The organism is Blautia sp. HCN-20427, from assembly GCF_037890365.1.
Lineage (GTDB): Bacteria > Bacillota > Clostridia > Lachnospirales > Lachnospiraceae > Blautia.
The window spans coordinates 109,665-134,432 of sequence record NZ_JBBKBX010000009.1 but is presented as its reverse complement, the minus strand read 5'-3'; the positions used below and the strand labels follow the sequence as shown (position 1 = coordinate 134,432).

General features: G+C 43.9%; 22 protein-coding genes and 1 pseudogene. All 23 read left to right on the top strand.

Annotated elements, in window-relative coordinates; all coding sequences use genetic code 11:
* A pseudogene (locus WKT17_RS07740) lies at positions 1 to 586 on the top strand (DUF5107 domain-containing protein); the annotation flags it as partial.
* 396 nt (positions 587 to 982) lie between these two features.
* The gene (locus tag WKT17_RS07735) at positions 983 to 2,725 is read left to right on the top strand and encodes a S8 family peptidase (protein ID WP_330026608.1); all 1,743 of its coding nucleotides are present in this window, start codon (positions 983 to 985) and stop codon (positions 2,723 to 2,725) included.
* A 68-nt stretch (positions 2,726 to 2,793) separates the two neighbouring features.
* Positions 2,794 to 3,366, top strand: a complete 573-nt coding sequence (locus WKT17_RS07730; RefSeq protein ID WP_173748725.1) for a type IV toxin-antitoxin system AbiEi family antitoxin domain-containing protein — start codon at positions 2,794 to 2,796, stop codon at positions 3,364 to 3,366.
* Between the two features lie 271 nt (positions 3,367 to 3,637).
* Positions 3,638 to 4,531: a KilA-N domain-containing protein gene (locus WKT17_RS07725; protein WP_173748724.1), complete on the top strand. Its 894-nt coding sequence runs from the start codon at positions 3,638 to 3,640 to the stop codon at positions 4,529 to 4,531.
* 93 nt (positions 4,532 to 4,624) lie between these two features.
* Positions 4,625 to 5,014 carry a DUF134 domain-containing protein gene (locus tag WKT17_RS07720; protein WP_330026603.1) on the top strand — a complete coding sequence of 130 codons (390 nt, stop codon included), beginning with the start codon at positions 4,625 to 4,627 and terminating at the stop codon, positions 5,012 to 5,014.
* Positions 5,015 to 5,024: 10 nt separating this feature from the next.
* Positions 5,025 to 7,607 carry an FAD-dependent oxidoreductase gene (locus tag WKT17_RS07715; RefSeq protein ID WP_340272210.1) on the top strand — a complete coding sequence of 861 codons (2,583 nt, stop codon included), beginning with the start codon at positions 5,025 to 5,027 and terminating at the stop codon, positions 7,605 to 7,607.
* A 171-nt stretch (positions 7,608 to 7,778) separates the two neighbouring features.
* Complete coding sequence (locus tag WKT17_RS07710) at positions 7,779 to 8,309, top strand: RNA polymerase sigma factor (RefSeq protein ID WP_173748721.1); 531 nt, start codon at positions 7,779 to 7,781, stop codon at positions 8,307 to 8,309.
* Complete coding sequence (locus WKT17_RS07705) at positions 8,306 to 9,070, top strand: hypothetical protein (protein ID WP_173748720.1); 765 nt, start codon at positions 8,306 to 8,308, stop codon at positions 9,068 to 9,070. Before WKT17_RS07710 ends, WKT17_RS07705 begins: the two co-directional genes overlap by 4 nt.
* The gene (locus WKT17_RS07700) at positions 9,051 to 9,938 is read left to right on the top strand and encodes an ABC transporter ATP-binding protein (RefSeq protein WP_173748719.1); all 888 of its coding nucleotides are present in this window, start codon (positions 9,051 to 9,053) and stop codon (positions 9,936 to 9,938) included. The genes WKT17_RS07705 and WKT17_RS07700 overlap by 20 nt, the downstream gene beginning before the upstream one ends.
* The gene (locus WKT17_RS07695) at positions 9,925 to 11,160 is read left to right on the top strand and encodes an ABC transporter permease (RefSeq protein ID WP_294541847.1); all 1,236 of its coding nucleotides are present in this window, start codon (positions 9,925 to 9,927) and stop codon (positions 11,158 to 11,160) included. Before WKT17_RS07700 ends, WKT17_RS07695 begins: the two co-directional genes overlap by 14 nt.
* Before the next feature lie 165 nt (positions 11,161 to 11,325).
* Positions 11,326 to 12,681: an MATE family efflux transporter gene (locus WKT17_RS07690; RefSeq protein ID WP_173748717.1), complete on the top strand. Its 1,356-nt coding sequence runs from the start codon at positions 11,326 to 11,328 to the stop codon at positions 12,679 to 12,681.
* 85 nt (positions 12,682 to 12,766) lie between these two features.
* Positions 12,767 to 13,447 (top strand): HD domain-containing protein, encoded by a 681-nt coding sequence (locus tag WKT17_RS07685; protein WP_173748716.1) that lies wholly within the window; start codon positions 12,767 to 12,769, stop codon positions 13,445 to 13,447.
* Between the two features lie 59 nt (positions 13,448 to 13,506).
* Positions 13,507 to 16,173, top strand: coding sequence for a translation factor GTPase family protein (locus tag WKT17_RS07680; protein ID WP_294463010.1), 2,667 nt, complete (start codon positions 13,507 to 13,509; stop codon positions 16,171 to 16,173).
* Between the two features lie 133 nt (positions 16,174 to 16,306).
* On the top strand, positions 16,307 to 16,420 hold the full coding sequence (gene rpmJ, locus WKT17_RS07675) for a 50S ribosomal protein L36 (RefSeq protein ID WP_003022746.1): 114 nt from the start codon (positions 16,307 to 16,309) through the stop codon (positions 16,418 to 16,420).
* Positions 16,421 to 16,758: 338 nt separating this feature from the next.
* A complete protein-coding gene (gene rpsM, locus WKT17_RS07670; RefSeq protein ID WP_173748714.1) occupies positions 16,759 to 17,130 on the top strand; it encodes a 30S ribosomal protein S13 in 372 nt (123 codons plus the stop codon).
* An 85-nt stretch (positions 17,131 to 17,215) separates the two neighbouring features.
* Positions 17,216 to 17,608, top strand: coding sequence for a 30S ribosomal protein S11 (rpsK, locus tag WKT17_RS07665; protein WP_022269707.1), 393 nt, complete (start codon positions 17,216 to 17,218; stop codon positions 17,606 to 17,608).
* An 18-nt stretch (positions 17,609 to 17,626) separates the two neighbouring features.
* The gene (rpsD, locus tag WKT17_RS07660; protein WP_291683263.1) at positions 17,627 to 18,220 is read left to right on the top strand and encodes a 30S ribosomal protein S4; all 594 of its coding nucleotides are present in this window, start codon (positions 17,627 to 17,629) and stop codon (positions 18,218 to 18,220) included.
* A gap of 39 nt (positions 18,221 to 18,259) precedes the next feature.
* The gene (locus WKT17_RS07655; RefSeq protein ID WP_173748712.1) at positions 18,260 to 19,219 is read left to right on the top strand and encodes a DNA-directed RNA polymerase subunit alpha; all 960 of its coding nucleotides are present in this window, start codon (positions 18,260 to 18,262) and stop codon (positions 19,217 to 19,219) included.
* A 91-nt stretch (positions 19,220 to 19,310) separates the two neighbouring features.
* Positions 19,311 to 19,847, top strand: a complete 537-nt coding sequence (locus WKT17_RS07650) for a bL17 family ribosomal protein (protein ID WP_173748711.1) — start codon at positions 19,311 to 19,313, stop codon at positions 19,845 to 19,847.
* Positions 19,848 to 19,951: 104 nt separating this feature from the next.
* Positions 19,952 to 20,875 carry a diacylglycerol/lipid kinase family protein gene (locus WKT17_RS07645; RefSeq protein WP_291683262.1) on the top strand — a complete coding sequence of 308 codons (924 nt, stop codon included), beginning with the start codon at positions 19,952 to 19,954 and terminating at the stop codon, positions 20,873 to 20,875.
* A gap of 64 nt (positions 20,876 to 20,939) precedes the next feature.
* A complete protein-coding gene (locus WKT17_RS07640) occupies positions 20,940 to 21,494 on the top strand; it encodes a manganese efflux pump MntP (protein WP_226853529.1) in 555 nt (184 codons plus the stop codon).
* Positions 21,495 to 21,633: 139 nt separating this feature from the next.
* Complete coding sequence (locus tag WKT17_RS07635; RefSeq protein ID WP_173748709.1) at positions 21,634 to 23,748, top strand: glutamine synthetase III family protein; 2,115 nt, start codon at positions 21,634 to 21,636, stop codon at positions 23,746 to 23,748.
* A 94-nt stretch (positions 23,749 to 23,842) separates the two neighbouring features.
* On the top strand, positions 23,843 to 24,766 hold the full coding sequence (locus WKT17_RS07630; RefSeq protein ID WP_173748708.1) for an AAA family ATPase: 924 nt from the start codon (positions 23,843 to 23,845) through the stop codon (positions 24,764 to 24,766).
* Positions 24,767 to 24,768 lie beyond the last annotated feature (2 nt).

The window sequence follows — 24,768 nt, the reverse complement described above, 5'->3', positions numbered from 1 at the left end:
ATTACAAAATTATGAAGCACATAAGGATATTCTTGCAGAGCGTGACGATGTTATGCTGGAATATGTTACTTTGTATAATCTTTTAGGCATGCATCAGAAAGCTTATGATACCATTATGAATCATAGATTCCGTGCATGGGAAGGTGCAGAAGGACGAATCTCAGGACAGTATAAAATTGCTTTGACTGAGATGGCGAAGGAAGAGATTGTAAAGAAAAATTTTAAAGCGGCAAAAGAACTGTTGGAAAAAGCTTTATTGTACCCCGTAAATTTAGGCGAAGGAAGATTGGAAGGAACCAAGGATAACAATATTTATTATTATCTTGGAGTTGTAGAAGCAGAATTTGGAGAGGCAGAAAGGTCTGAAGAATGTTTCAAAAATGCAGAACTTGGAGTTGATGAACCGGCAGGAGCTATGTATTATTATGACCAGCCGGCAGATATGATTCTTTATAAAGGACTTGCGAATCGGAAACTTGGAAATACAAATGCTGCCTGCGTATGCTTTAATAAACTTATGGATTACGGTAAGAAACATTTATATGATAAAATGATTACTTTGCTGTATCCTTGCCTGATTTTTTGATTTTTGAGGATGATAGGAATCAAAAGAATAGGGCACATTGTCATTACTTGATGGGACTTGCCAATGTTGGAATGGGGAATAAGGAAGAGGCAGCCGTGCAATTTAAAAAGGCATTGCAATATGATTTTAATCATCAGAACTGTCGAATTTATTTAAAGATGGTAAAAGAAGCTGTGTGTTAGGGTAGGCAATTGGTAAATATTATAAAAAAATTGTAGATAAAGTTGGTGCTGGGGATTACTGCAGTACCAACTTTATTTGGTATGTGTTTAAGTTTTTCTTTCTTCCGTATAGAATTCCTGATTAGGTGAGAAAACTGACAAAATTTTATTCTGCAAAAGAGATATATTTTCAGCCCGTTGGGAGTAAACTGAAAGAAAATGCAGGAAGTGCAGCATGAAGAATCAAAAGCTGGAGAATCTTTTGAACCTGGCCTTGGATGCAACGCCGGAGGAACTGGAAAAGTCACCGGAACTGGGTATCGGGTATAATGAAGTGGAGCGGACATGGGACTTAATTATTAAATATACAGGAAATCTTTCGCAAATCATTGGAGAAGAGGTGCCACGGGCAGAACTTTTAAATGGCTTCGCCGTGATTACTCTTGCAGAGAGTAAAATCGAAAGTCTTTCCAGACTTCCCGGCATAGAATATGTGGAAAAGCCGAAAAGGCTTTTTTTTGCTGTCAATCAGGGGAAAAGTGCGTCCTGTATGACGGCAGTGCAAAGTCGTTTTTCTCCTTTGGGGGAAGCACTGACAGGGAAAGGAATTTTGGTAGCGTGTGTAGATTCGGGCATTGATTATACACATCCGGATTTTCGGAATCCGGACGGCAGTACCCGGATATGGAGGCTCTGGGACCAGAGTATAGCAGGCAGACCGCCGAAAGGCTATTCCCTGGGAACGGAGTACACACAGGAGGAAATCAATGAGGCTCTGCAGGCAGGAAGCCGAGCTGAAAGAGAGAAGATAGTGCCAAGCAGGGATTTGAGCGGACATGGAACCGGAGTCATGGGAATTGCTGCCGGAAATGGAAGAGCCTCTGACGGGATATACCGGGGTGTGGCTTATGAAAGTGAATTGCTTGTTGTAAAGTTAGGCGCCCCAAGGGAAGGCGGATTTCCGAGGACTACAGAACTTTTGCAGGGCATTGATTATGCCATTCGTCTGGCCGCAGACCGGGGAATACCGCTGGCGCTGAATTTGAGTTTTGGAAATAATTATGGCTCTCACAGTGGAGAATCTCTTTTGGAAACTTATCTTGATAATGCAGCGCTTACGGGACGAAGTGTTATCTGTGTGGGAATGGGGAACGAGGGAAACCGGGCGCTTCATACTTCTGGAACCGTATTGGCGGGAGAAGTTACGGAAATTTCTTTTAATGTGGGGGCGTATGAGCCTGGTCTGAATGTGCAGATATGGAAGCAGTATGTGGATGAAATGACAATGGAGCTGCTGCTACCCGGAGGACAGCGGGTGGGGCCATTTCAGGAGATTTTGGGACCGCAGCGCTTTACTGTGGGAAATACAGAACTTTTGCTGTATTACGGAGAACCGGCGCCTTATAGTCTGGCACAGGAAATCTATGTGGAAATGCTGCCTCGCAGCGAATATATTGACAGCGGAACGTGGAAAATCCGGCTGATTCCAGGGAAGATTGTGGATGGCAGGTATGATTTGTGGATGCCGGGGGGCGGTGTATTAAATGAAGATACCCATTTTCTGCAGCCTACACCGCAGACAACACAGACCATTCCCTCTACGGCCCAGAGAGTGATTTCCGTAGGCGCCTATGACTCCCGGTATCTGGCTTACGCAGATTTTTCCGGGAGAGGATATACCAGAGTGACCAACGAAATTAAGCCGGATTTAGCCGCGCCGGGAGTGGGAATTACCACAGCTGCCCCAGGGGACGGATATGAAAGCCGCACGGGAACTTCTTTTGCCACGCCGTTTGTCACAGGGGCAGCGGCACTTATGATGGAGTGGGGGATTGTAAGAGGCGAGGACTTGTTTTTGTATGGGCAGAAGGTAAAGGCGTATTTAAGAAGAGGAGCCAGGCCTCTTTTGGGCGGGGAGTATCCCAATAATCAGCTGGGGTTTGGGGCGCTGTGTTTGAGGGATAGTTTTCCAATTTGAAAACCCTATTGACGTGTGTAATAAAAAATGCAATAATATGTGTGATAAGAAATGCAAATGGAGAAGATATGAGAAGGAATACGTACATTAAACTTGAAACTTTATATAACAAATACAGTGGCTATGTAGGAACGAAAGAACTTCTGGCAGAAGGATTCACGAATCGTCAGATTTCTGTTTTAGTGGAAGAAGGGTATTTACAAAAAGTATGTTATGGACATTACTGGCTTGTGGGGAAACAATGCAGGAAACCGTTAGATTATAAATGCATTGAAGTGTGTCTGAGCAATCCTCGTGCGGTTATTTGTATGGACAGTGCACTTTACTATCAAGGTGTACTGGCACATGAGCCGGATTATTTATCAGTTGCAACAGAAAGAACAGATCGCAGTATGATGAAAATGGATTTTACGGTACAAAGACATTATTTTTCAAACAGTAATTTTAACTTTGGAATAAGAAAACAAAAGACGGAATTCGGCAGTTATAATATTTATAATATTGAGCGCTCTGTTTGTGATCTGTATCGTTTAGGGGGAAAAACGGAAATAGAGATAGTAAATAGTATAAAGGAAAATAAATATTTGTATGATCGTTTATTGAAATATGCAGAAGTACTACAGATAAAACGAGGATTGTAAAAAGGGATATACGATGGAGTACATATATAATGGCATACTGATAGAAGTAAAAACTTCACAGGAAAATCAAAATTGCAGTTCATGGATATATTTTAGGATAAAGAAAGTGAATGGGAACAAAAAATTTACGGTAAACTGAAAGGAGGGGAGGAGAGACATCCAATAATGGGAATTGTATTTTGTACCGTTTTAGGTAGAATTCTGGTTGGTTTGGTTGCAGGCGTTATTTCGGAGGCTGTTTTGCTGTGTGTATAAAAAATGGAGATAAAGAATGAAGAATAGAATCATAGATGTTCAAAACGTAAAAATTACTATTTCAAAAGAAGAATTAGATGATTATATTTGCATTACAGATATTGCTAAAGTAAAATCAAATTCCTCTAGAGCGGCTGATGTAGTGAGAAATTGGTTAAGAAATCGTGGAACGTTAGAGTATTTATCTGTATGGGAACAAATATACAATCCAGCATTTAAAGTGTTCGAATCTGAACACTTTAAAAAGCAAGCGGGTTTATTAACATTTACACCAAGTGTTTCTGAATGGATTCAGAAAACAAATGCCGTTGGTCTTTATGTAAAGCGTGGAAAATATGGAGGAACCTACGCTCATAAAGACGTAGCTTTTGAATTTGCGTCTGCAATTAGCCCGGTTTTTAAATTATATCTGATAAAAGAATTCCAACGTTTGAAGGAAGAAGAAAATAACGCAAGACAAATAGAATGGAATGCAAAACGTTTTCTTAGTAAAAGTAATTATTTGATTCAGACAGATGCAGTGAAGAACTATATCCTGCCTCAGAGAGATTTTAAAAAAGATTCAAAATGGATTGCATATGCGGAAGAAGCAGACATAGTGAATGTCGCTTTGTTTGGGTTTACAGCAAAAGCTTGGAGAGAAAAGAATCCAGAACTTGCCAAGAAAAATAATGTCAGAGATTTTGCAACAATTAATGAACTAACAGTAATTTCTAATTTAGAAACGCACAATGCCCAAATGATACGAGAAGGGAAGAAGAAGGAAGAACGGTTTGAAGTACTGAAAGAAATTGCGGAATATCAATTGAATATATTAAATACTGCTGAGCAGATAAAAATGATAGAAATTTGTGACAATGACTTGACATCCTCGGAGGCGCTGTGTTTGAGGGATAGTTTTCCAATTTGAAAAAAAAATATTGACATATGTTCATAACGGTGGTATTCTGAAAGCGAAAAAATAGAAATCACTATCTTTTATCTATTTGAGGAAAGGGGATATATGGCACGGCCGCAGAAACGCAGATGTATCTGCTCAAAACCGAAAGTCACCAGTTTTTCACCGCAGGGCTGTACCGCAAATGGGAGTGTCAATCTTACATACGATGAATATGAAGTGATTCGTGTTCTGGACTTTCTGAAAATGACACAGGAAGAATGTGCAGTGAAAATGGACATTTCCAGACCAACGGTAACGAGGATTTATGACAACGCCCGACAGAAAATAGCAGATGCTATGGTGAATGGGCGAAGTCTAACCATAAGCGGAGGAGATGTGGCTGTATGCGAAAAGGTGAGGCCGGAATGTGCAGATATGGAGCACTGCTGTCATAGACAGCAGCCAAAAGAAATGGATAACCAGCAAAACAAAGCACCAGTTGAGAAAGAATAGGAGAAATAGAATGAAAGTACTAATTATAGGAGGCGTTGCTGCAGGAACCAAGACAGCAGCCAAACTGAAACGAGAAGACAGAAGTACGGAAATCACAGTAATCACCAGAGAAAGAAACATTTCTTACGCTGGGTGTGGGCTTCCTTATTATGTAGGCGGTCTGGTTGAAAATCGTGAGGCATTGATTATAAACACTCCTGAAAAATATGCAGAGCTGACGGGAGTGGAGGTAAGAACCGGAAAAGAGGCTATATCTCTGGACGCGGATAAAAAGCAGGTGACAGTAAAGGATTTGTTTACAGGAGAAGAAGAAGTCTGTACTTATGACAAGCTGGTTCTGGCTGTAGGAGCATCTCCGGTAGAACTGCTCATTCCAGGTATGGCACAGCAGGGTGTATTTAAAATGCGTACCCCGGATGATGCAGCGGCTATTCGTTCTTATATGGAAGAAAACCAGGTGAAGAAGGCCGTTGTTATCGGAGCTGGATTTATAGGGCTGGAAGCAGCAGAAAATCTGAAGAACAAAGGCGTGCAGGTTACGGTCCTGGATTTTGCTTCCCAGCTTCTTCCCAATATTTTGGATGAGGAAATGGCTGCTTATGTGAAAAAACATCTGTTGAAAGAGGGTATCCGTGTTCTTACAGATACAAAAGCAGAAGAGGTGGTTGGAAGCGGAAAAGTGACCGGACTGAAAACTTCTGCTGGATTTTTGGGCTGTGAACTTCTGATTACAGCAGCCGGTATTCGTCCCAATACAGAATTTCTGCAGAGCAGCGGTCTGGAAATGTCTAAGGGAACGATTCTGGTTGATAATACGATGAAAACCAGTCTGGAAGATGTTTATGCAGCAGGAGACTGTGTCATGGTGACAAACCGCATTACCGGAAAGCCGCAGTGGTCGCCAATGGGCTCTTCCGCAAATATGGAAGGCCGAACCCTGGCGCAGATACTGACCGGAACAAGGAAAACTTATCCCGGTGTATTGGGAACCGGTGTCGTAAAACTTCCGGGTCTGCATGTGGGACGCACAGGTCTTACACAGCAGCAGGCAGAGGCAGCAGGATATGAGGTTGTAACGGTTCTGGTACCTACAGATGACAAGGCACACTATTATCCGGGAGCAGGCTTCTTTATTACCAAACTGATTGCAGAAAAAGAGACACATAAACTGCTGGGGGTACAGGTTCTGGGAACCGGTGCAGTAGACAAGATGGTGGATATTGCCGTTATGGGGCTGAATATGGGTGCTGTTCTGGAAGATTTTGAAAATGCAGACTTTGCTTATGCACCGCCATTTTCCACTGCCATTCATCCTTTTGTACAGGCGGTACATGTGCTGCTCAACAAGATAAACGGAGCACTGGTGAGCATGACTCCGGCGGAATATGCGGCAGGCAAGGCAAAAGGCTATAAGGTTATTGATGCAGGTCTGGCGCCGTCCATTCATGGAGCCCGTTATGTAGACCTTTCTGCGGTGCAGGGAGAAATCGAAGGGCTGGATAAAGAAGAAAAACTGCTTTTGGTATGTGCGAAAGGAAAACGTGCCTATTTCCTGCAGAACCGTATGCGTTTCTATGGATATAAAAATACTGTGGTTCTGGAAGGGGCAACGTTCTTTAACGATGTAAAAGTAGAAAATCCAGAAGGGGCCGTATCACTGGAAGAAGAGAAACGGGTAAAAGCTCTTGGATTTTTAAAAGACAAAAATACCCTGGATAAGTTTAACGGCCGTGTGATTACCAGAAACGGAAAGATTACAGCCGAGGAAGCACGGACGATTGCAGAAGCGGCTGAACTTTTCGGAAGCGGTGAGGTGACTATGACCTCTCGTATGACCATGGAAATTCAGGGGGTATCTTTTGCTAATATTGAACCTCTTCGTGAATATCTTATGCAGGCGGGTTTGGAAACAGGGGGCACTGGCTCCAAGGTTCGTCCGGTAGTATCCTGTAAGGGAACCACCTGTCAGTATGGACTCATTGATACATTTGGGCTGTCTGAAGAGATTCATGAAAGATTTTACCACGGATATTCCGCAGTGAAGCTTCCGCACAAGTTTAAAATTGCAGTGGGCGGATGTCCGAATAACTGTGTGAAACCGGATTTAAATGACCTGGGTATTATCGGACAGAGAGTTCCTATGGTGGATATGGAAAAATGCCGTGGCTGTAAAGTCTGCCGCATTGAAAAAAATTGTCCGATTAAGGCGGCAAAGGTTGTGGAAGGAAAGATTGTGATTCCGGACAATGAGTGCAACCATTGCGGTCGCTGCATTGGCAAATGTCCGTTTAAGGCCTTTGAAAACTATACCAATGGATACCGTATCTACATTGGCGGACGCTGGGGCAAAAAGGTGGCACGGGGACGTTATCTGGATAAGGTGTTTACGGAGAAAGAAGAGGTACTTTCCATTGTGGAAAAAGCAATTCTGCTGTTCAGAGAGCAAGGAATTACAGGAGAGCGTTTTGCAGATACCGTGGCAAGACTGGGATTTGAAAATGTACAGGAACAGCTCATGGCAGATGATTTACTGAGCAGAAAAGAAGAAAATATTAAGGGTGAGAAACATTTAGTGGGCGGAGCGACCTGCTAAAGAAATATGCAGGATTGAGGAAGCTTTGTTCGCAGAAAAAAAGAGTTGTGACATACCAATAGGTGTGTGATAGCTCTTTTTTTTCATGCAGACTATCCTTTTTTCTGTTTGCTGCGTTATATATAATAGAAGGACAGGCGTTTGACTTTGAAAGGGAGGAAGGAGGAAACTGTGGATTCTGATTTTATACTGATACGGAGAATGAAGCAGGGCAGGGAAGAGGCCATGGAACATTTTGTGCGCAAATACTATGACGAAATTTTAAAATACTGTACATATCATTGTCAGGATGCACAGTATGGGGAAGATTTCACACAGGAAGTTTTTGTACGATTTTTTGCAGGGCTTGCAGCTTATGAATACCAGGGGAAAACAAAAAATTATCTCTACACCATTGCAGGGAATCTGTGCCGGGATTTTTACCGAAAGAGTCGGGAAATTCCCATGGAACAGCAGGTATTTGAACAGGAAAAAGAAGAGAACGGAAAGTTGGAGAAAGTGGCAGAGAGACTGGATATGGAGCAGGCTCTTAGAAAATTGCCGGAAGAATTGCGGGAGGTGTTGATTTTGTATTATTTTCAGGAGTTAAAACTGAGGGAGATTGCAAAGGTGCTGCAAATTGGTCTGCCTCTTGCAAAATACAGGATAAAAAGGGCAAAAGAGCAGTTGGCACTATTGCTGGAAGGAGGGAATTTAACATGAAACTGGAAGAAGAACTGCGCCTTTATAAAGAAAGCAGGAGCATACAAGCCCGGGAAATCTGTAGGAAAAGAACCATAGAGCAGAGCAAAAAGGTTTTTTATGCAGAAGAACAGAAGCGGATTTTATCGGGAACAGAATTTCTATATACCCAGCTTGGATATATCCGAAAACGATGGTGGATGTTACAGGCCCTGCTTCTGATAAGTCTGTGGAGTTTTCTTTCCTGTACAAGAGAGCCGTTCTACGTACAGCGAAGTATGGGAGTGGCGGGGGCTTTGTTTGTGATTTTGCTGATTCCTGAGTTGTGGAAGAATAGAAACTGTAATTCCATGGAAATTGAGGCGGCCGCTTATTATTCCCTTCGCCAGATTTATGCGGCAAGATTGCTGCTGTTTGGGATGACAGACGTGTTTTTACTCACTGTTTTTTGTCTGGTGTCGTCCTTTAGTCTGCAGATAGCCATGGCAGAACTGCTGACACAATTTTTATTTCCCATGGTGGTGGCAGCGTGTATTTGCTTTGGAATTTTATCCGGCAGACATGGGTGGAATGAACTTGCAGCCATAGGCGGCTGTATTGCGTGGAGTATTTTATGGTGGAGCATAGTGATAAACGAGAGACTTTATCAGGCCATTACCATGCCAATCTGGTGTGGGCTGTTTGGCATGGCAGTGATTGCTCTTTGCTTGCTTGTAAAACATTTGCTGGCGGGAAGCCGGAAGATTTGGGAGGAAAACTGGAATGGAATTGGAAATGAATAATTTGACAAAAAAATTTGGGGATTTTACTGCGGTAAAACAGCTGAATTTGTCTATGACAAGAGGCGTTTATGGGCTGTTGGGGAAAAATGGTGCGGGGAAAACCACATTTATGCGTATGTTGTGTACCCTGCTCACCCCTACGGAAGGAAACATTTTGTGTGACGGAAGAGATATCTTTAAAATGGAAGGAGAATACAGGAAACTTTTGGGATATCTGCCCCAGGATTTTGGCTTTTACCCGGAATTCACCGTGCGGGATTATCTGCTGTACATTGCGTCAATCAAAGGGCTTCCCCCGGCTGTGGCAAAGAAACGGACAAAGGAATTGCTTGCTGCCGTGGGGCTTGAAAAATATGCAGGCAGAAAAATGAAAAAACTTTCCGGCGGCATGAAGCGAAGGGCAGGAATTGCCCAGGCTATGATGAACCACCCTAAAATCCTGATTCTGGACGAGCCCACAGCAGGTCTGGACCCCAATGAACGTATCCGTTTTCGCAACCTCATCAGTGAATTTTCAGAAGACAGACTGGTGCTTCTCTCCACCCATATTGTGTCTGATGTGGAGTATATAGCCAATGACATCTGGCTGATGAATGAGGGAGAAATTGTTCGCCAGGGAACACCAAAACAGATAACAGAATCTATGAAGCAGAAGGTCTGGGAATGTTTGGTAGAGAAGAGAGCGGTTCCTTTGCTGGCGCGACAATATAAAATTTCCAATATGAAAGCAGATACACAGGGAGTACAGGTGCGGGTAATTGCAGGCGAAAAGCCGGCAGAGTATGCAAAAGAGGCAGTTCCGTCCCTGGAAGATGCGTTCTTATATTATTTTGGCGAAGAGGCGGGTGACAATCATGGTATTTTATGAAATGAAGAAAATCTTTTCCAAAAGCAGCAGTAAGGCAGCGCTTGTTTTTCTGGGATTTGCATTGTGCCTTATCATATATTTTGCAATGGGAGAAGTGTCTTATGTAAATCCGGAAGGGGAAGGAACAAAGGGAATTGCCGCAGCGCGTCATCTGGAAAAAGAGAAGGAAAAGTGGAAGGGAACACTGACAACAGAACGGCTTCAACAAGTTATCCGTGAAAATAATAAAGTGAACCAGAGCCCACAGGCAAAGTCCGAAAATACAAAAGAGAACGATCAGGCTTTTAGTCGGAAACAGGGATTTTCAGATATTCGTGAGTTGTTAAATAAAGCATTTACAGGATTTCAGGAATATGATTATTTCCGGGCAGACACGTTGACGGAAGAAGAGGCAGGGCAATTTTATAAGAAAAGGACAGAAAATCTGAAAGCCTGGCTTGCAGAAGAAGGAGGAGGGGCAGACCAGTTTACGAAAACGGAAAAAGAGTTTCTTGTAAACCAATACAAGAGTTTGGAGACACCGTGGTATTACGAAAGTTCGGATGGATTTGATGCATGGTTTACCTGGTCTCCAACGATTTGTATGCTGGTGGTTCTTACGGTAGGTTTCCTGGTATCCGGTATCTTTTCCTGCGAAAAGAGATATCGTGCAGCTTCTGTTTATTTTGCCTCTTACCATGGGAGGAAAAAAGCGGTTTTGGCGAAAATTAAGGCAGGAGTGCTTACTGCCACACTTGTTTATTGGGGAATCATGCTTCTTTACAGCGCGGTTGTATTGGGGTGTCTGGGACTGCAGGGAAGTCAATGTGTAATACAGACCCAGTTTGGAAAATGGAAAAGTTTTTATGCTATGACTATAGGGCAGGAATACGCTTACATATTGCTTGGGGGATATATTGGCTGTCTGTTTTTCACACTTTTAACCATGCTGATTTCGTCATGGAGTCATTCAGGCACGGCAGCCGTCATCGTTCCCTTTGCGCTGATATTGGCGCCCTCTTTTCTGGCAGAAACCCAGATTCCTTTTCTAGATAAAATTCTGGGACTTCTGCCAGATCAGCTGCTGCAGGTGGAACTGGTGATTTCCCATTTTAGTCTGTATTCTCTGGGCGGGAAAATAATAGGAGCCCTGCCTGTGCTGCTGGTACTTTACAGTGTGCTGTGTGCAGGACTTCTGCCTGTGGTATACAGGATTTATCGAAGAAAAGAAGTCCGGGAATAGAGGCTGATAAGCAGCACCATACCAAAAAGCAGAACTTTGAAAATTTTAAGTTTTTTAAATGCTTTTGCATGGAGAATGCGTTATATTAAGTGCAGAGAACCGTTGTCTTTTTGCAGGATTTTCGCTATAATCAACAAATAGAATAAAACGAGGGGGCATTTTCACATGCAGAAAAATCTTACACAAGGCCCTGTAGGTAAGACACTGCTGTTGTTTTCTCTTCCTATGATAGTGGGAAATTTGCTGCAGCAGCTTTACAATATTGCGGATACCTTGATTGTGGGCAGGTTTTTAGGCTCCGGCGCGCTGGCTGCGGTGGGGTCTTCTTATACACTTATGACATTTTTAACTTCTGTTTTTCTGGGACTTTGTATGGGAAGCGGCGCGGTGTTTTCCATACGGTTCGGAGAAGGGGAGATGGAAAAGCTGCAGGAGAGCATAACGGCGGCTTTTCTTCTGATTTTTACAGTAACGGCGGCGCTGAATTTTCTGGTTTTTCTGCTGATTGACCCTATTTTAGGCCTTCTGCAGGTACCGGAAGAAATTTACGGCATGATGCGGGGATACCTCTGGGTTATATTCTGGGGAATTCCGGCAGTGTTTCTTTACAATTTCTATGCCGCCCTGCTGCGGGCTGTGGGGAACTCTGTGGTACCTCTGGTATTTCTGGCAGCCTGTGCGGTATTGAACATTGTACTGGATTTGTGGTTTGTTCTTGGATTTTCCTGGGGTGTGAAAGGGGCAGCCGCGGCAACAGTTATGTCCCAATACGTTTCCGGGGTGGGGATTGCCTTGTATACCTGGAAAACCCAGACACACTTTCGGATTCAGCGGAAGTATCTGTGTCCCAGACGGCAGGTGCTGAAGGAACTGGCACAGTTTTCCTTTTTGACTTCAGTGCAGCAGTCTGTGATGAACTTGGGAATTTTAATGGTGCAGGGATTGGTAAACAGCTTTGGAACGGTAATTATGGCGGCCTTTGCAGCGGCCGTAAAGATTGATTCCTTTGCATACATGCCGGTACAGGATTTCGGCAATGCTTTTTCTACCTTTGTGGCACAGAATTTCGGGGCAAAGAAGGAGGAGCGAATCCGGGAAGGTATCCGAAAAGCAGTAGGAATGGCTTTTGTCTTTTGTGTGCTGATTTCCTGCGGTGTATTTTTCTTTGCCAGACCGCTGCTGTTGATTTTTGTCCAGCCGCAGGAGTCGGAAATTCTGGCGGCAGGCGTGGAGTATTTACGCATCGAAGGGGCGTTTTACTGCGGCATTGGCTGTCTGTTTCTGTTGTATGGCTTCTACCGGGCTGTGAAGCTGCCGGGAATGTCCGTGGTACTGACGGTGATTTCTCTGGGAACCCGCGTGGTCCTGGCGTATCTTTTATCTTCGGTGGAGAGCATCGGGGTTCTGGGAATCTGGTGGTCGGTGCCCATTGGATGGGCCCTGGCTGATCTGGTGGGCTTTGTGTATTACCGAATGAAGAAAAAGTATCTATTTCACACACTTTTTACGGAAAAAGGATAACAAATCACATAAAAAAAGAGTATGATTTCCAGATGTATGGAATTTATACTCTTTTTTGATGAGAAAGACAGAACAGGAGAAAACAATGGCAGAAGAAAAATACAAGCAGATTACGTATATGGATATGAAGAAAGATGAAGAGGTTAACATGCTTTTGGCACATGGCAATCAGGTGTTAAAGGAGTTGGGATTTACTGAACATTCCAGAAAGCATGCGGCAAAGGTAGCGGAAACAGCAGGAAGAATTTTAAAGGAGCTGGGATATGGAGACCGGGAAATCAGGCTGAGTAAAATTGCCGGGTATATGCATGATATCGGCAACGGTATTCATCGCCATGACCATGCACAAAGTGGAGCGCTTCTGGCTTATCAGATTTTAAAAGAGCGGAAAATGCCCCTTGAGGAGGCGGTTACAGTGATGACGGCTATCGGCAACCATGACGAGGAAACGGGAACAGCGGTGGATGTGGTGTCTGCAGCCCTGATTCTGGCAGATAAGACGGATGTAAGAAGAAACCGGGTGCAGAATCCCACAGCTGCCAATTTTGACATTCATGACCGGGTGAATTATGCGGTGCTGTCTTCTTCTTTAGAGGTGAAAAAGGAGAAAAAAGTCATCGAAATGAGTCTGGAACTGGATGATGAAATGTGTACGGTCATGGACTATTTTGAGATTTTCCTAAAAAGAACCATGATGTGCAAGCGGGCTTCTGAGGTGCTGGGCTGCAGGTTTAAGCTGGTGGCAAATGGGAATAAGGTTTGCTGAAATACCCCTTTTTGTGCTATGATAAGAAAAATACCATAGAACAGAAAGGGGTATTTTCAATGGAGAATATCAGTATGGCTCTTCTGGCCCATGTAGATGCAGGAAAGACTACACTGGCCGAGAGCATTCTTTATCATACAGGCAGTATTCGGAAAATGGGAAGGGTGGATCACCAGGACACCTTTCTGGACACAGATTCCATGGAACGGGCAAGAGGCATTACCATCTTTTCCAAACAGGCGGGCTTTCGGTTGGGAGAAAAGTCCTTCACCCTTCTGGATACGCCGGGGCATGTGGATTTTTCAGCAGAAATGGAGAGAACCTTGCAGGTGCTCGATTACGCAGTGCTGCTTATCAGCGGCGCAGACGGTGTCCAGGGGCATGTGCAGACCCTTTGGCGGCTGCTGAAACAGTATAGGATTCCCGTGTTTCTTTTCATTAATAAAATGGACCAGGAAGGCACGGACCGAAGAGTGCTGCTTCTGGAACTGCAGAGAAAGCTGGATGAAAGATGTATTGATTTTGGACAGGACAGAAAAAAAGAGGATATTTTAGAAGAAGTTGCCATGTGTGATGAACATTTGCTGGAAACGTATTTAGAGGAAGGGGAGATTTCTGTTTCTGAGATACAAAACCTCATTGCCCAACGAAAAATATTTCCGTGTTACTTTGGTTCTGCGCTGAAATCCTTTGGGGTGAAAGAACTGCTGGAGGGACTGGAAACCTATATAAAAGAGCCGGAGTATGGAGAAGAGTTCGGCGCCAGAATTTTCAAGATATCCAGAGATGATAAGGGAAACCGTCTGACTCACATGAAGGTTACAGGCGGCAGCCTGAAAGTGAAGCAGGTGCTGCAGGGGAAAGAATGGGAAGAAAAAGCAGACCAGATAAGAATCTATGCAGGGGCAGGATTTCGCACAGTGAGCGAGGCGCCGTCAGGAACCATCTGTGCAGTGACAGGACTTACCAAAACCTTTGCAGGAGAAGGACTGGGGATGGAAAAAGAATCCATAAGTCCGCTGCTGGCTCCGGTGCTTACTTATGAAATCCGGCTGCCGAAGGGCTGTGATGTACATAGAATGCTTCTCCAGCTTCGACAGTTGGAAGAGGAAGAACCGCAGCTTCATATTGTATGGAAGGAAAGTCTGGGAGAAATCCATGCGCAGGTCATGGGAGAGGTGCAGATTGAAATTCTAAAGAATTTAATACAGGAACGATTCGGTGTTTCGGTGGAATTTGGCTCCGGAAGTATTGTATATAAGGAAACCATTACAGAGTCTGTGGAGGGAATCGGCCACTTTGAACCTCTGCGCCACTATGCGGAGGTACATCTTCTTCTGGAACCTCTGGAGAGAGGAAAGGGACTGCAGTTTGCCTCCTCCTGCAGCGAGGATGTGCTGGATAAAAACTGGCAGAGACTGGTGCTTACCCACCTGGCTGAGAAAAATCACAAGGGCGTTCTTACAGGAGCGGACATTACAGATATGAAGATTACGCTGACCGCGGGGAGAGCACACATCAAACATACGGAAGGTGGAGATTTTAGACAGGCCACTTACCGGGCTGTGCGGCAGGGGTTAAAGAAGGCAAAGAGTATCCTTCTGGAACCTGTGTACGAATACCGTCTGGAAGTGCCTCAGGAACTGGTGGGAAGAGCCATGACGGATATTCAGAAGATGAGCGGAACTTTTGCCGGACCGGAATTGGAGGAAGAGATGGCTGTGCTTACGGGAATGGCTCCCGCAGTGACCATGAGCGGCTATCAAAGAGAGGTGACTTCCTATACAGGCGGCAGGGGAAGGCTGTTCTGTACTTTGAAAGGATATGAACCCTGCCACAACCAGGATGAGGTGCTGGAAACGATTGGCTATAATTCCGAAGCGGATGTGGAAAATCCTACGGGCTCTGTATTCTGTTCTCATGGTGCCGGTTTTACGGTCAGCTGGGATGAAGTAGACGAATATGCCCATGTGGAATCCGCTAAAAAGAAAGAAGACATTCAGATAGAAACAGCCAGAGCTGTGCCACGCAGTTTTTCTCAGATTCGCCTGGATGAAAAAGAATTGGAAGAAATTTTTGCCAGGACTTATGGACCCGTAAAGCGGGAGAGAAATGCATTTCAGAAAACTGTGCGCAGTGTTTCTTTTGATTCTTCTTCCGGAAAAAGCGGAGGAAGGAAGAAAGAGAAAGAAAAAGAGTATCTGTTGGTGGACGGCTACAACATTATTTTTGCATGGGAAGATTTAAATGAACTTGCAAAAACCAGTATGGAAGGCGCCAGGAATAAGCTGATGGATATTCTCTGCAATTACCAGGGATATAAAAAATGTACATTGATTCTGGTTTTTGACGCTTACCGGGTGGAAGGCGGCCAGGGGGCTGTGGAGAAATATCACAATATCCATGTGGTTTACACAAAGGAAGCAGAAACCGCAGACCAGTATATTGAAAAGACGGTACACGAAATCGGAAAAAAACATCATGTGACTGTGGCTACGTCTGATGCCCTGGAACAGGTGATTATCCTGGGACAGGGAGCGGCCAGAATGTCTGCCAGAAACCTGCAGGAAGAAATCCGGATGATGAAGCAGGAAATCCGGGAGTATTATATAGAAAAACAGAAAAAAAGCGGAACGTATCTGTTTGAACATCTGCCGGAAGATTTGGCGGAATTTATGGAGGATGTCCGGCTGGGCAGAAAGGAAATAGAAGAAAAAGAGGTTTAGAAGACCAAGAAATCAGGCAGTGAGAAAAAAGAGTGCAGGAGATTACAAATTTTGTAAAAAAAGCTCTTGCATTCTTTCCAGAGAGGTGATATTATATAAAGCGTACTTTTATGCTCAGAAAGGAGGAAGAACAGTGAAAGTTAGATCATCTGTAAAACCAATTTGTGAAAAGTGCAAGGTTATCAAAAGAAAGGGAAGTATCAGAATTATCTGTGAAAACCCAAAACACAAACAGCGTCAGGGCTAATATCTGAAATTTATAGCAGAGTTATGACATTGATTTGTGTGAATTTTAGTGCGGCTGCAGTATGAAACGCAAGGACGCGTTGTTCGTACTGATTAAATATAGTGATATTAGAATCCAGGGCAGATTTAGACCCTGAGGGAACTGTTTACCGAGGATGGTTCCTGTTGTCGGAGCGCGCGGTGCGCGGTTTCGATGACCCGGAATATTGCTTAATACCGGTATCCGCCAAATACCGGAAAGGCTGCGTAAAATTATTTTGCGGCTGGACGCAGAAGACCCCGTCAGTTTTTTGTGTCTCAATTAGGAACAATATTAACAGAAAATGGAGGAACAAATACATGGCTCGTATAGCTGGTGTAGACTTACCAAGAGAAAAACGTATCGAAATCGGCTTAACATACATCTACGGAATCGGTAGAGTAAGTTCAAACCGTATCTTAGAGAAGGCAGGCGTAAATCCTGACACTCGTGTCAGAGATGTTACTGACGAAGAAGTAGGAAAAATCCGTGACGCAATCGAAGAGTTACAGATTCCTGTAGAAGGTGATTTAAGAAGAGAAATCGCTCTGAATATCAAGAGACTTCAGGAAATCGGATGCTACAGAGGAATCCGTCATCGTAAAGGACTTCCTGTTCGTGGACAGAAAACAAAAACAAACGCAAGAACAAGAAAAGGTCCTAAGAGAACTGTTGCTAACAAGAAGAAATAATTTTTTTGTTGCGATACAGGCGGCGGCCTGAATTATGAAAATTACAGTTGAGTTTAAATATTAGAGAAAGTAGGTTAGTTTAAAAATGGCTAAAGTTACAAAAAAAGTGACAAAAAAGCGTGTTAAGAAAAACGTTGAACGCGGACAGGCACATATCCAGTCTTCTTTCAATAACACAATCGTTACATTGACAGATGCTGAAGGAAATGCTTTATCATGGGCAAGTGCCGGTGGTCTGGGATTTAAAGGTTCAAGGAAATCTACTCCATATGCAGCTCAGATGGCTGCAGAAACAGCTGCTAAAGCAGCAATTATCCATGGTCTGAAGACTGTTGACGTTTTTGTAAAAGGACCTGGTTCAGGAAGAGAAGCAGCAATCCGTGCATTGGCAGCTTGCGGTATTGAAGTTACAAGCATCAAAGATGTAACTCCGGTTCCACACAACGGTTGTCGTCCACCAAAACGCAGAAGAGTCTAATTAGGAGGTCAGTGAATCATGGCAGTAAATAGAGTACCAGTTCTGAAAAGATGTAGATCCTTAGGTCTTGACCCTGTATATCTGGGAATTGACAAAAAATCTACCAGACAGTTAAAAAGAGCAAACAGAAAAGTGTCCGAATACGGACTTCAGTTAAGAGAAAAACAGAAAGCAAAATTCATCTACGGCGTTCTGGAAAAACCTTTCCGTAACTACTACAAAAAAGCAGACCAGAGACCGGGACAGACAGGTGAAAACCTGATGGTTATGCTGGAAACACGTCTGGACAACGTAGTATTCCGTCTTGGACTTGCAAGAACAAGAAAAGAAGCAAGACAGATTGTTGACCACAAACATGTACTGGTAAACGGAAAACAGGTAAACATTCCATCTTACTTAGTAAAAGCTGGCGATGTTATCGAAATTAAAGAAAAATGCAAAGGTTCTCAGAGATACAAAGATATCCTTGAAGTAACCGGCGGACGTCTGGTTCCGGCTTGGTTAGATGTAGACCAGGAAGCATTAAAGGGCGAAGTAAAAGCACTTCCTACAAGAGAAGAAATCGACGTACCGGTTAACGAAGTGTTAATTGTCGAGTTGTATTCTAAATAATTAAGAAGTGAATTGTGCGCGTAGCAAGGAGGGCTTTGCATGTTCGATTTTAACAAACCCAAAATTCAAATCACAGAAATGTCTGATGATAAGAGATATGGGAAATTCGTGGTAGAACCACTGGAAAGAGGATATGGTATTACACTGGGCAACTCTTTAAGAAGAATTATGCTTTCTTCTTTACCGGGTGCCGCTGTAAGCCAGGTGAAAATTGACGGTGTTCTCCATGAATTCAGTTCTATGCCGGGTGTCAAAGAAGATGTGACAGAAATTATCATGAATCTGAAAAATCTGGCGATTAAGAACGTAAGCGACAGCAATGAGCCGAAAACCGCATATATCGAGTTTGAAGGCGAAGGCGTTGTGACAGGTGCAGATATTCAGGTTGACCAGGATTTGGAAATCTTAAATCCGGAGCAGGTAATTGCCACCTTAAATGGCGGTACAGGCTGCAAGTTCAATGCAGAACTGACCATTACCAAAGGCCGCGGATATGTAAGCGCAGATAAAGGAAAATCAGATGACATGCCAATCGGTATGATTGCTGTAGATGCAATTTACACCCCGGTTGAGCGTGTGAATATGGCCGTTGAAAATACCCGTGTAGGTCAGGTTACAGACTTTGATAAGCTGACTCTGGATATTTACACAAACGGAACACTGGACGCAGACGAGGCTGTCAGCCTGGCTGCTAAGGTATTAAGCGAGCATTTAAGCCTCTTCATTGATCTTTCTGAAAGTGCAAAGACTGCAGAAGTCATGATTGAAAAGGAAGACAATGAGAAAGAAAAAGTTCTGGAAATGAACATTGACGAATTAGAACTGTCTGTTCGTTCCTACAACTGCTTAAAACGTGCTGGTATTAATACCGTGGAAGAGCTTTGCAACCGTACTTCCGAAGATATGATGAAGGTTCGTAACCTGGGCCGTAAGTCATTAGAAGAAGTTTTGGCAAAATTAAAAGAATTGGGCTTACAGTTAAATCCAAGCGAGGAGTAAGCCTTTAGGACAAATTTATGGAAGAAAAGCAGTGCGTCAGTAAGACCGAAGAGAGCATGGCGCATTGTTCCACAAATGGAGGAAATCTAAAATGGCAAAATATAGAAAATTGGGCAGAACTGCTGACCAGAGAAAAGCTTTACTTAGAAACCAGGTAACAAATCTGTTATATCACGGAAAAATTGTTACTACTGAAACAAAAGCAAAAGAAGTTCGTAAAATCGCTGACGGTCTGATTGCTATGGCTGTTCGTGAAAAAGACAACTTTGAAACAGTAACTGTTACAGCTAAAGTTGCTCGCAAAGACGCTGACGGCAAGAGAGTAAAAGAAGTTGTTGACGGAAAGAAAGTGACTGTATACGACGAAGTACAGAAAGAAATCAAGAAGGACGCTCCTTCCAGATTACATGCCAGAAGACAGATGTTAAAAGTTCTTTACCCAGTGAAAGAAGTTCCGACAGCTGCTGCTGGAAAGAAGAAAAATACTAAAGAAGTTGATTTAGTAGAAAAATTATTCACAGAAATCGCACCAAAATACGCTGACCGTAACGGTGGTTACACAAGAATCATCAAAATCGGACCTCGTAAAGGTGATGCAGCTATGGAAGTAGTTCTGGAGTTAGTGTAAGAACACAGATGTAACAGATGAAAGAAGGTGGACCAAAAGCAAGACCGTTGCGGTATTTGCTTTGGGGACACCTTTTTTTTCCGAATTTACAGGAGGCCATTTGAATGAGTAAGAAAATGCTTTTTATATTTAACCCGCGGTCCGGCAAAGGCAGCATTAAAAACCGTCTGATGGACATTCTGGATATTTTTGTCAAAGGAGGATATGAGGTTACGGTTCACCCCACCCAGTGCTATATGGATGGATTGAAGGTGACCAGGAAAAAGGCGGCGAACTATGACATTGTAGTAGCGAGCGGCGGAGACGGCACACTGGATGAAATTGTTACAGGGATGATGCTGGGGGGATATACCAATCCTATTGGCTATATACCTTCCGGAAGTACCAATGATTTTGCAAATAGCTTTCATATTTCAAAAAATATGCTGCAGGCCGCTACGGACATTGTAGAGGGACTGCCTCACGCCTTTGATGTGGGACGATTTAATGACGATTATTTTGTTTATATTGCAGCATTCGGACTGTTTACGGATGTGTCTTATGAAACGAATCAGGATATGAAAAATATTCTGGGACATGCTGCCTATATATTAGAAGGAACACAGCGGCTGTTTAATATCAAGTCTTACAGCCTGCAGATAGAAAGCGACGAAGGCAAGTTGTCAGGAGACTTTATTTTCGGTATGGTCAGCAATGCCACTTCTGTAGGTGGATTTAAACGTCTGACCGGGCCGGATGTCATGCTGGACGATGGCGTCTTTGAAGTCATGCTTATCCGAAAACCCAAGAATATTCTGGAATTGAATGAAATTATTGCTTCCCTGGTGGGACCTGGGGATTCCAAAATGATAGAAGTATTTAAAACCACAACCTTGCGTATGCAGTGTGAGGAAGAAATTTCTTGGACGCTGGACGGCGAATTTGGCGGAGAACACAGAAGCGTGGAGATTCAAAATATGAAACACGCTGTACAGATTGTACTGCCGCGAAACGGGGAAGTTCCCCTTATTCATACGCCGGAAGAATAAATGCAGGAACCTGTGTACCCGGTTTCTTCATATGATAATAAAAATAGAGAAATCAGGTTACGCAATGGGTGAAATCAAAATTGTTGATGGGATTTTACTGATTCTTGCACTGACCACAGATTCGTTTGTGGTCAGTTTTGCATATGGCATGGCAAAAACAAAAATGCCATTTTTCATTGTGGCAGGAATGAATTTGATGATGAGTTCTCTTTTGGGCGCAGCTGTGCTGACGGGGAATTTTTTTTCTTCCTTTCTGCCGGACAGTTTGACCTGCTGGGTGGGAATTCTTCTGTTGTCTTTTCTGGGAATTTACAGGATGATGAGTTTTTTCTTTCGGAAAGAGACAAATTCCTGTGCCGTGAAAGTTTTGACTATGAAAGAGGGCTTTATTTTGGCATTTGTGCTGTCTGCGGACAGTCTGGCCGCCGGGTTGGGGACTGGTCTTATGCAGTCGGGAGAGTGGATGCTGGCAGCAGGGGCTTTCCTGGGCGGTATGGGAATGATGAAGGCAGGCTGGGAACTGGGGAGTCGGTTTCGGAAAAAGACCAACCGGGATTTGTCCTGGATAAGCGGTATGTGTCTGCTGCTTCTTGCATTTGGGATTTTTTGCAGAAGATAGGAAGGGAATCTTGGCCTGCATTTGCAAGTTGGCAAAAAAATACTTGCATTCTGGAAAATTTTGCGGTATCTTAGAAACAGTTTCAGGGCTATAAATGTTTGGGAAGATTCTATACCGTATGAGAGGAAGGAACACAGAAATGAGTGAATATATCAATGTATCTGAGATTTTCGGGGAAGATGTTTTTGATGACGAAGTAATGCAGCAGCGTCTTCCGAAAAAAGTTTACAAAGATTTGAAACAGACCATATTAGAGGGCAAAGAGTTGTCCCAGGAGATGGCGGATGTCATTGCTCACGAAATGAAAGAGTGGGCCATCGAAAAAGGCGCCACTCATTATACCCATTGGTTTCAGCCGCTTACCGGAGTAACGGCGGAAAAGCACGACTCTTTTATTACGGCACCTCTTCCCAATGGCAAGGTACTGATGAGTTTTTCCGGAAAAGAATTGATTAAAGGCGAGCCGGACGCGTCTTCCTTTCCTTCAGGAGGGTTAAGAGCCACCTTTGAGGCCAGAGGATATACAGCCTGGGATTGTACTTCTCCTGCATTTGTCCGTCATGACGCTGCAGGTGCCACGTTATGTATTCCCACAGCATTTTGTTCTTACACGGGAGAGGCGCTTGACCAGAAAACACCGCTTTTGCGTTCCATGCAGGCTATTAATACGCAGGCTCTGCGCCTTATCCGCCTCTTCGGAGACACCACGGCAAAGAGAGTTATTCCTTCGGTAGGGGCAGAGCAGGAATATTTTCTGGTAAGCAACGAAAAATTCAGAAAGAGAAAAGATTTGGTATTTACCGGAAGAACGCTGTTTGGCGCTATGCCTCCTAAAGGACAGGAACTGGATGACCACTATCTGGGAACCATCCGCCAGAAGGTTTCCGCTTATATGAAGCAGGTAAACGAGGAACTTTGGAAGCTGGGGGTAACAGCTAAGACACAGCACAACGAAGCGGCCCCGGCCCAGCATGAACTGGCGCCCATTTACGCAGAAGCCAATGTGGAAGTAGACCATAACCAGATTGTGATGCAGACTTTAAAACGTGTGGCTTCTCAGCACGGCATGAAATGTCTTCTCCATGAAAAACCTTTTGCTGGTGTCAATGGTTCCGGAAAGCACAACAACTGGTCTTTAACTACAGATACGGGACATAACCTGCTGGAACCGGGCATTACGCCTCACGAGAACATTCAGTTCCTTCTGGTATTAAGCTGTGTGTTAAAAGCCGTGGATACCCATGCGGATCTGTTAAGAGAATCTGCAGCAGATGTGGGAAATGACCACCGTCTGGGTGCAAACGAAGCACCTCCGGCCATTATTTCCGTATTTTTGGGTGACCAGCTGACCGATGTGATGAATCAGCTGATTACCACCGGTATGGCAGACCACAGTATTGAAAGTGAAAAACTGGAGACAGGGGTAAAGGCAATTCCCGAATTTATGCGGGATACCACAGACCGTAACAGAACTTCACCCTTTGCCTTTACAGGAAATAAATTTGAATTCCGTATGGTGGGGTCCAGAGATTCCATTGCACCGGCTAATGTGGTGCTGAATACTATTGTGGCACAGGCATTTAAAGAAGCCTGCGACATTCTGGAAAAAGCAGAAGACTTTGAAGTAGCAGTTCACGATTTGATGAAGAAAAACTTCACGGAGCACCAGAGAATTGTATTCAACGGAAACGGTTATTCTAAGGAATGGGTGAAAGAGGCAGAGAGAAGGGGACTTCCGAATCTCACCTGTATGGTGGAAACCATTGATACGTTGACTACAGAGAAGGCAGTAAAGCTGTTTGAGGAATTCGGCGTCTTTACAAAAGCGGAACTGGAGTCCAGAAGAGAAATCAAATACGAAGCTTATGCCAAAGCCATTAATATCGAGGCAAGAACTATGCTGGATGTGGCGGGAAAACAGATTATTCCTGCGGTTATCCGTTATGCCAGACAGCTGGCAGATTCCATTAATGCCATTGTAGCAGCGGGAGTTCTGGACGTAGATGTACAGACAGAACTTTTACGGGAAACTTCTGCATTGTTAAAAGAGACAAAAGAGGCACTGGATGCCCTGCATACAGTAGCAGAGCAGGCCTGGGCTATGGAAGATGGAAAAGACAAGGCATTTTTCTACCGCCGTCAGGTGATTCCGGCTATGGAAAAACTGAGAAAACCGGTAGATAAACTGGAAATGATTGTGGATAAAGAAATCTGGCCTATGCCGTCCTACGGTGATTTACTGTTTGAGGTATAGAAAAGAGACAGGAGGGCTGTCGCATTAAATATTCTTAAAAGGTGTTTAGTGCGGCAGCTTTCTTCTTTAAAAGAGAAAATCAGAAAGGGAGAATATGGAACAGACAGTAGCGTTTCTGGAGAACCAGAACATAGACAAGAACCTTATCAGAGGTGTTGAGGAATTTCGCAGCCGGAATTTTGTAGAGGAAGAGGAAAAACGGCGGATTGTAAAGCCGGACATGGCTTTTTATGGAAAAGAAGTGCTGGAGATGGCCATTGCGGCTCTCCTAGAAGGGGAAAATCTGCTGCTTACGGGAGCTAAGGCCACGGGAAAGAACGTGCTGGCAGAGAATCTGGCATGGATTTTCGGACGTCCGGTTTATAATGTATCGTTTCATGTGAATACAGACAGCGGAGATTTAATTGGAACAGACACTTTCCTTGACAATGAAGTAAAGCTTCGCAAGGGAAGTATTTACCGCTGTGCCCAGTATGGTGGATTTGGAATTTTAGATGAAGTCAATATGGCGAAAAATGATGCGGTTTCTGTGCTTCATGCGGCTTTGGATTACCGCCGCTGCATTGATGTTCCCGGTTATGATAAGATTGATATAGACCCGGCAGCCAGATTTATTGGTACCATGAACTACGGCTATGCGGGGACAAAAGAACTAAATGAAGCGTTGGTTTCCCGTTTCCTGGTGATTGATATGCCGGCCCAGGATGAAGAGACCCTGGCCTTTATTTTTCAGTCCCGTTTTCCGAAATTGAAAAATTCTGCCATGAAGCAGTGGATAGGACTGTTCATGGACCTTCAACTGAAGGCGCAGAACGGGGAAATTACCACAAAGGCTCTGGATTTGCGGGGAATGCTGGGAGCATTAAAGACTATACGGCAGGGGCTTTCTCCGGCTCTGGCAGTGAAAATGGGCGTGGTAAACAAATGCTTTGATATATTTGAGAAGGAAATTGTGCAGGATGTGGTGATGACCAGAATTCCGGATACCTGGACACCCCGGGATGTATTTGAAGACTGAGG

Coding starts and splice junctions, on each gene's coding strand:
- WKT17_RS07735 (WP_330026608.1), top strand. CDS start 983: ATGAAGAATCAAAAGCTGGAGAATCTTTTGAACCTGGCCTTGGATGCA.
- WKT17_RS07730 (WP_173748725.1), top strand. CDS start 2,794: ATGAGAAGGAATACGTACATTAAACTTGAAACTTTATATAACAAATAC.
- WKT17_RS07725 (WP_173748724.1), top strand. CDS start 3,638: ATGAAGAATAGAATCATAGATGTTCAAAACGTAAAAATTACTATTTCA.
- WKT17_RS07720 (WP_330026603.1), top strand. CDS start 4,625: ATGGCACGGCCGCAGAAACGCAGATGTATCTGCTCAAAACCGAAAGTC.
- WKT17_RS07715 (WP_340272210.1), top strand. CDS start 5,025: ATGAAAGTACTAATTATAGGAGGCGTTGCTGCAGGAACCAAGACAGCA.
- WKT17_RS07705 (WP_173748720.1), top strand. CDS start 8,306: ATGAAACTGGAAGAAGAACTGCGCCTTTATAAAGAAAGCAGGAGCATA.
- WKT17_RS07700 (WP_173748719.1), top strand. CDS start 9,051: ATGGAATTGGAAATGAATAATTTGACAAAAAAATTTGGGGATTTTACT.
- WKT17_RS07695 (WP_294541847.1), top strand. CDS start 9,925: ATGGTATTTTATGAAATGAAGAAAATCTTTTCCAAAAGCAGCAGTAAG.
- WKT17_RS07690 (WP_173748717.1), top strand. CDS start 11,326: ATGCAGAAAAATCTTACACAAGGCCCTGTAGGTAAGACACTGCTGTTG.
- WKT17_RS07685 (WP_173748716.1), top strand. CDS start 12,767: ATGGCAGAAGAAAAATACAAGCAGATTACGTATATGGATATGAAGAAA.
- WKT17_RS07680 (WP_294463010.1), top strand. CDS start 13,507: ATGGAGAATATCAGTATGGCTCTTCTGGCCCATGTAGATGCAGGAAAG.
- rpsM (WP_173748714.1), top strand. CDS start 16,759: ATGGCTCGTATAGCTGGTGTAGACTTACCAAGAGAAAAACGTATCGAA.
- rpsK (WP_022269707.1), top strand. CDS start 17,216: ATGGCTAAAGTTACAAAAAAAGTGACAAAAAAGCGTGTTAAGAAAAAC.
- rpsD (WP_291683263.1), top strand. CDS start 17,627: ATGGCAGTAAATAGAGTACCAGTTCTGAAAAGATGTAGATCCTTAGGT.
- WKT17_RS07655 (WP_173748712.1), top strand. CDS start 18,260: ATGTTCGATTTTAACAAACCCAAAATTCAAATCACAGAAATGTCTGAT.
- WKT17_RS07650 (WP_173748711.1), top strand. CDS start 19,311: ATGGCAAAATATAGAAAATTGGGCAGAACTGCTGACCAGAGAAAAGCT.
- WKT17_RS07645 (WP_291683262.1), top strand. CDS start 19,952: ATGAGTAAGAAAATGCTTTTTATATTTAACCCGCGGTCCGGCAAAGGC.
- WKT17_RS07640 (WP_226853529.1), top strand. CDS start 20,940: ATGGGTGAAATCAAAATTGTTGATGGGATTTTACTGATTCTTGCACTG.
- WKT17_RS07635 (WP_173748709.1), top strand. CDS start 21,634: ATGAGTGAATATATCAATGTATCTGAGATTTTCGGGGAAGATGTTTTT.
- WKT17_RS07630 (WP_173748708.1), top strand. CDS start 23,843: ATGGAACAGACAGTAGCGTTTCTGGAGAACCAGAACATAGACAAGAAC.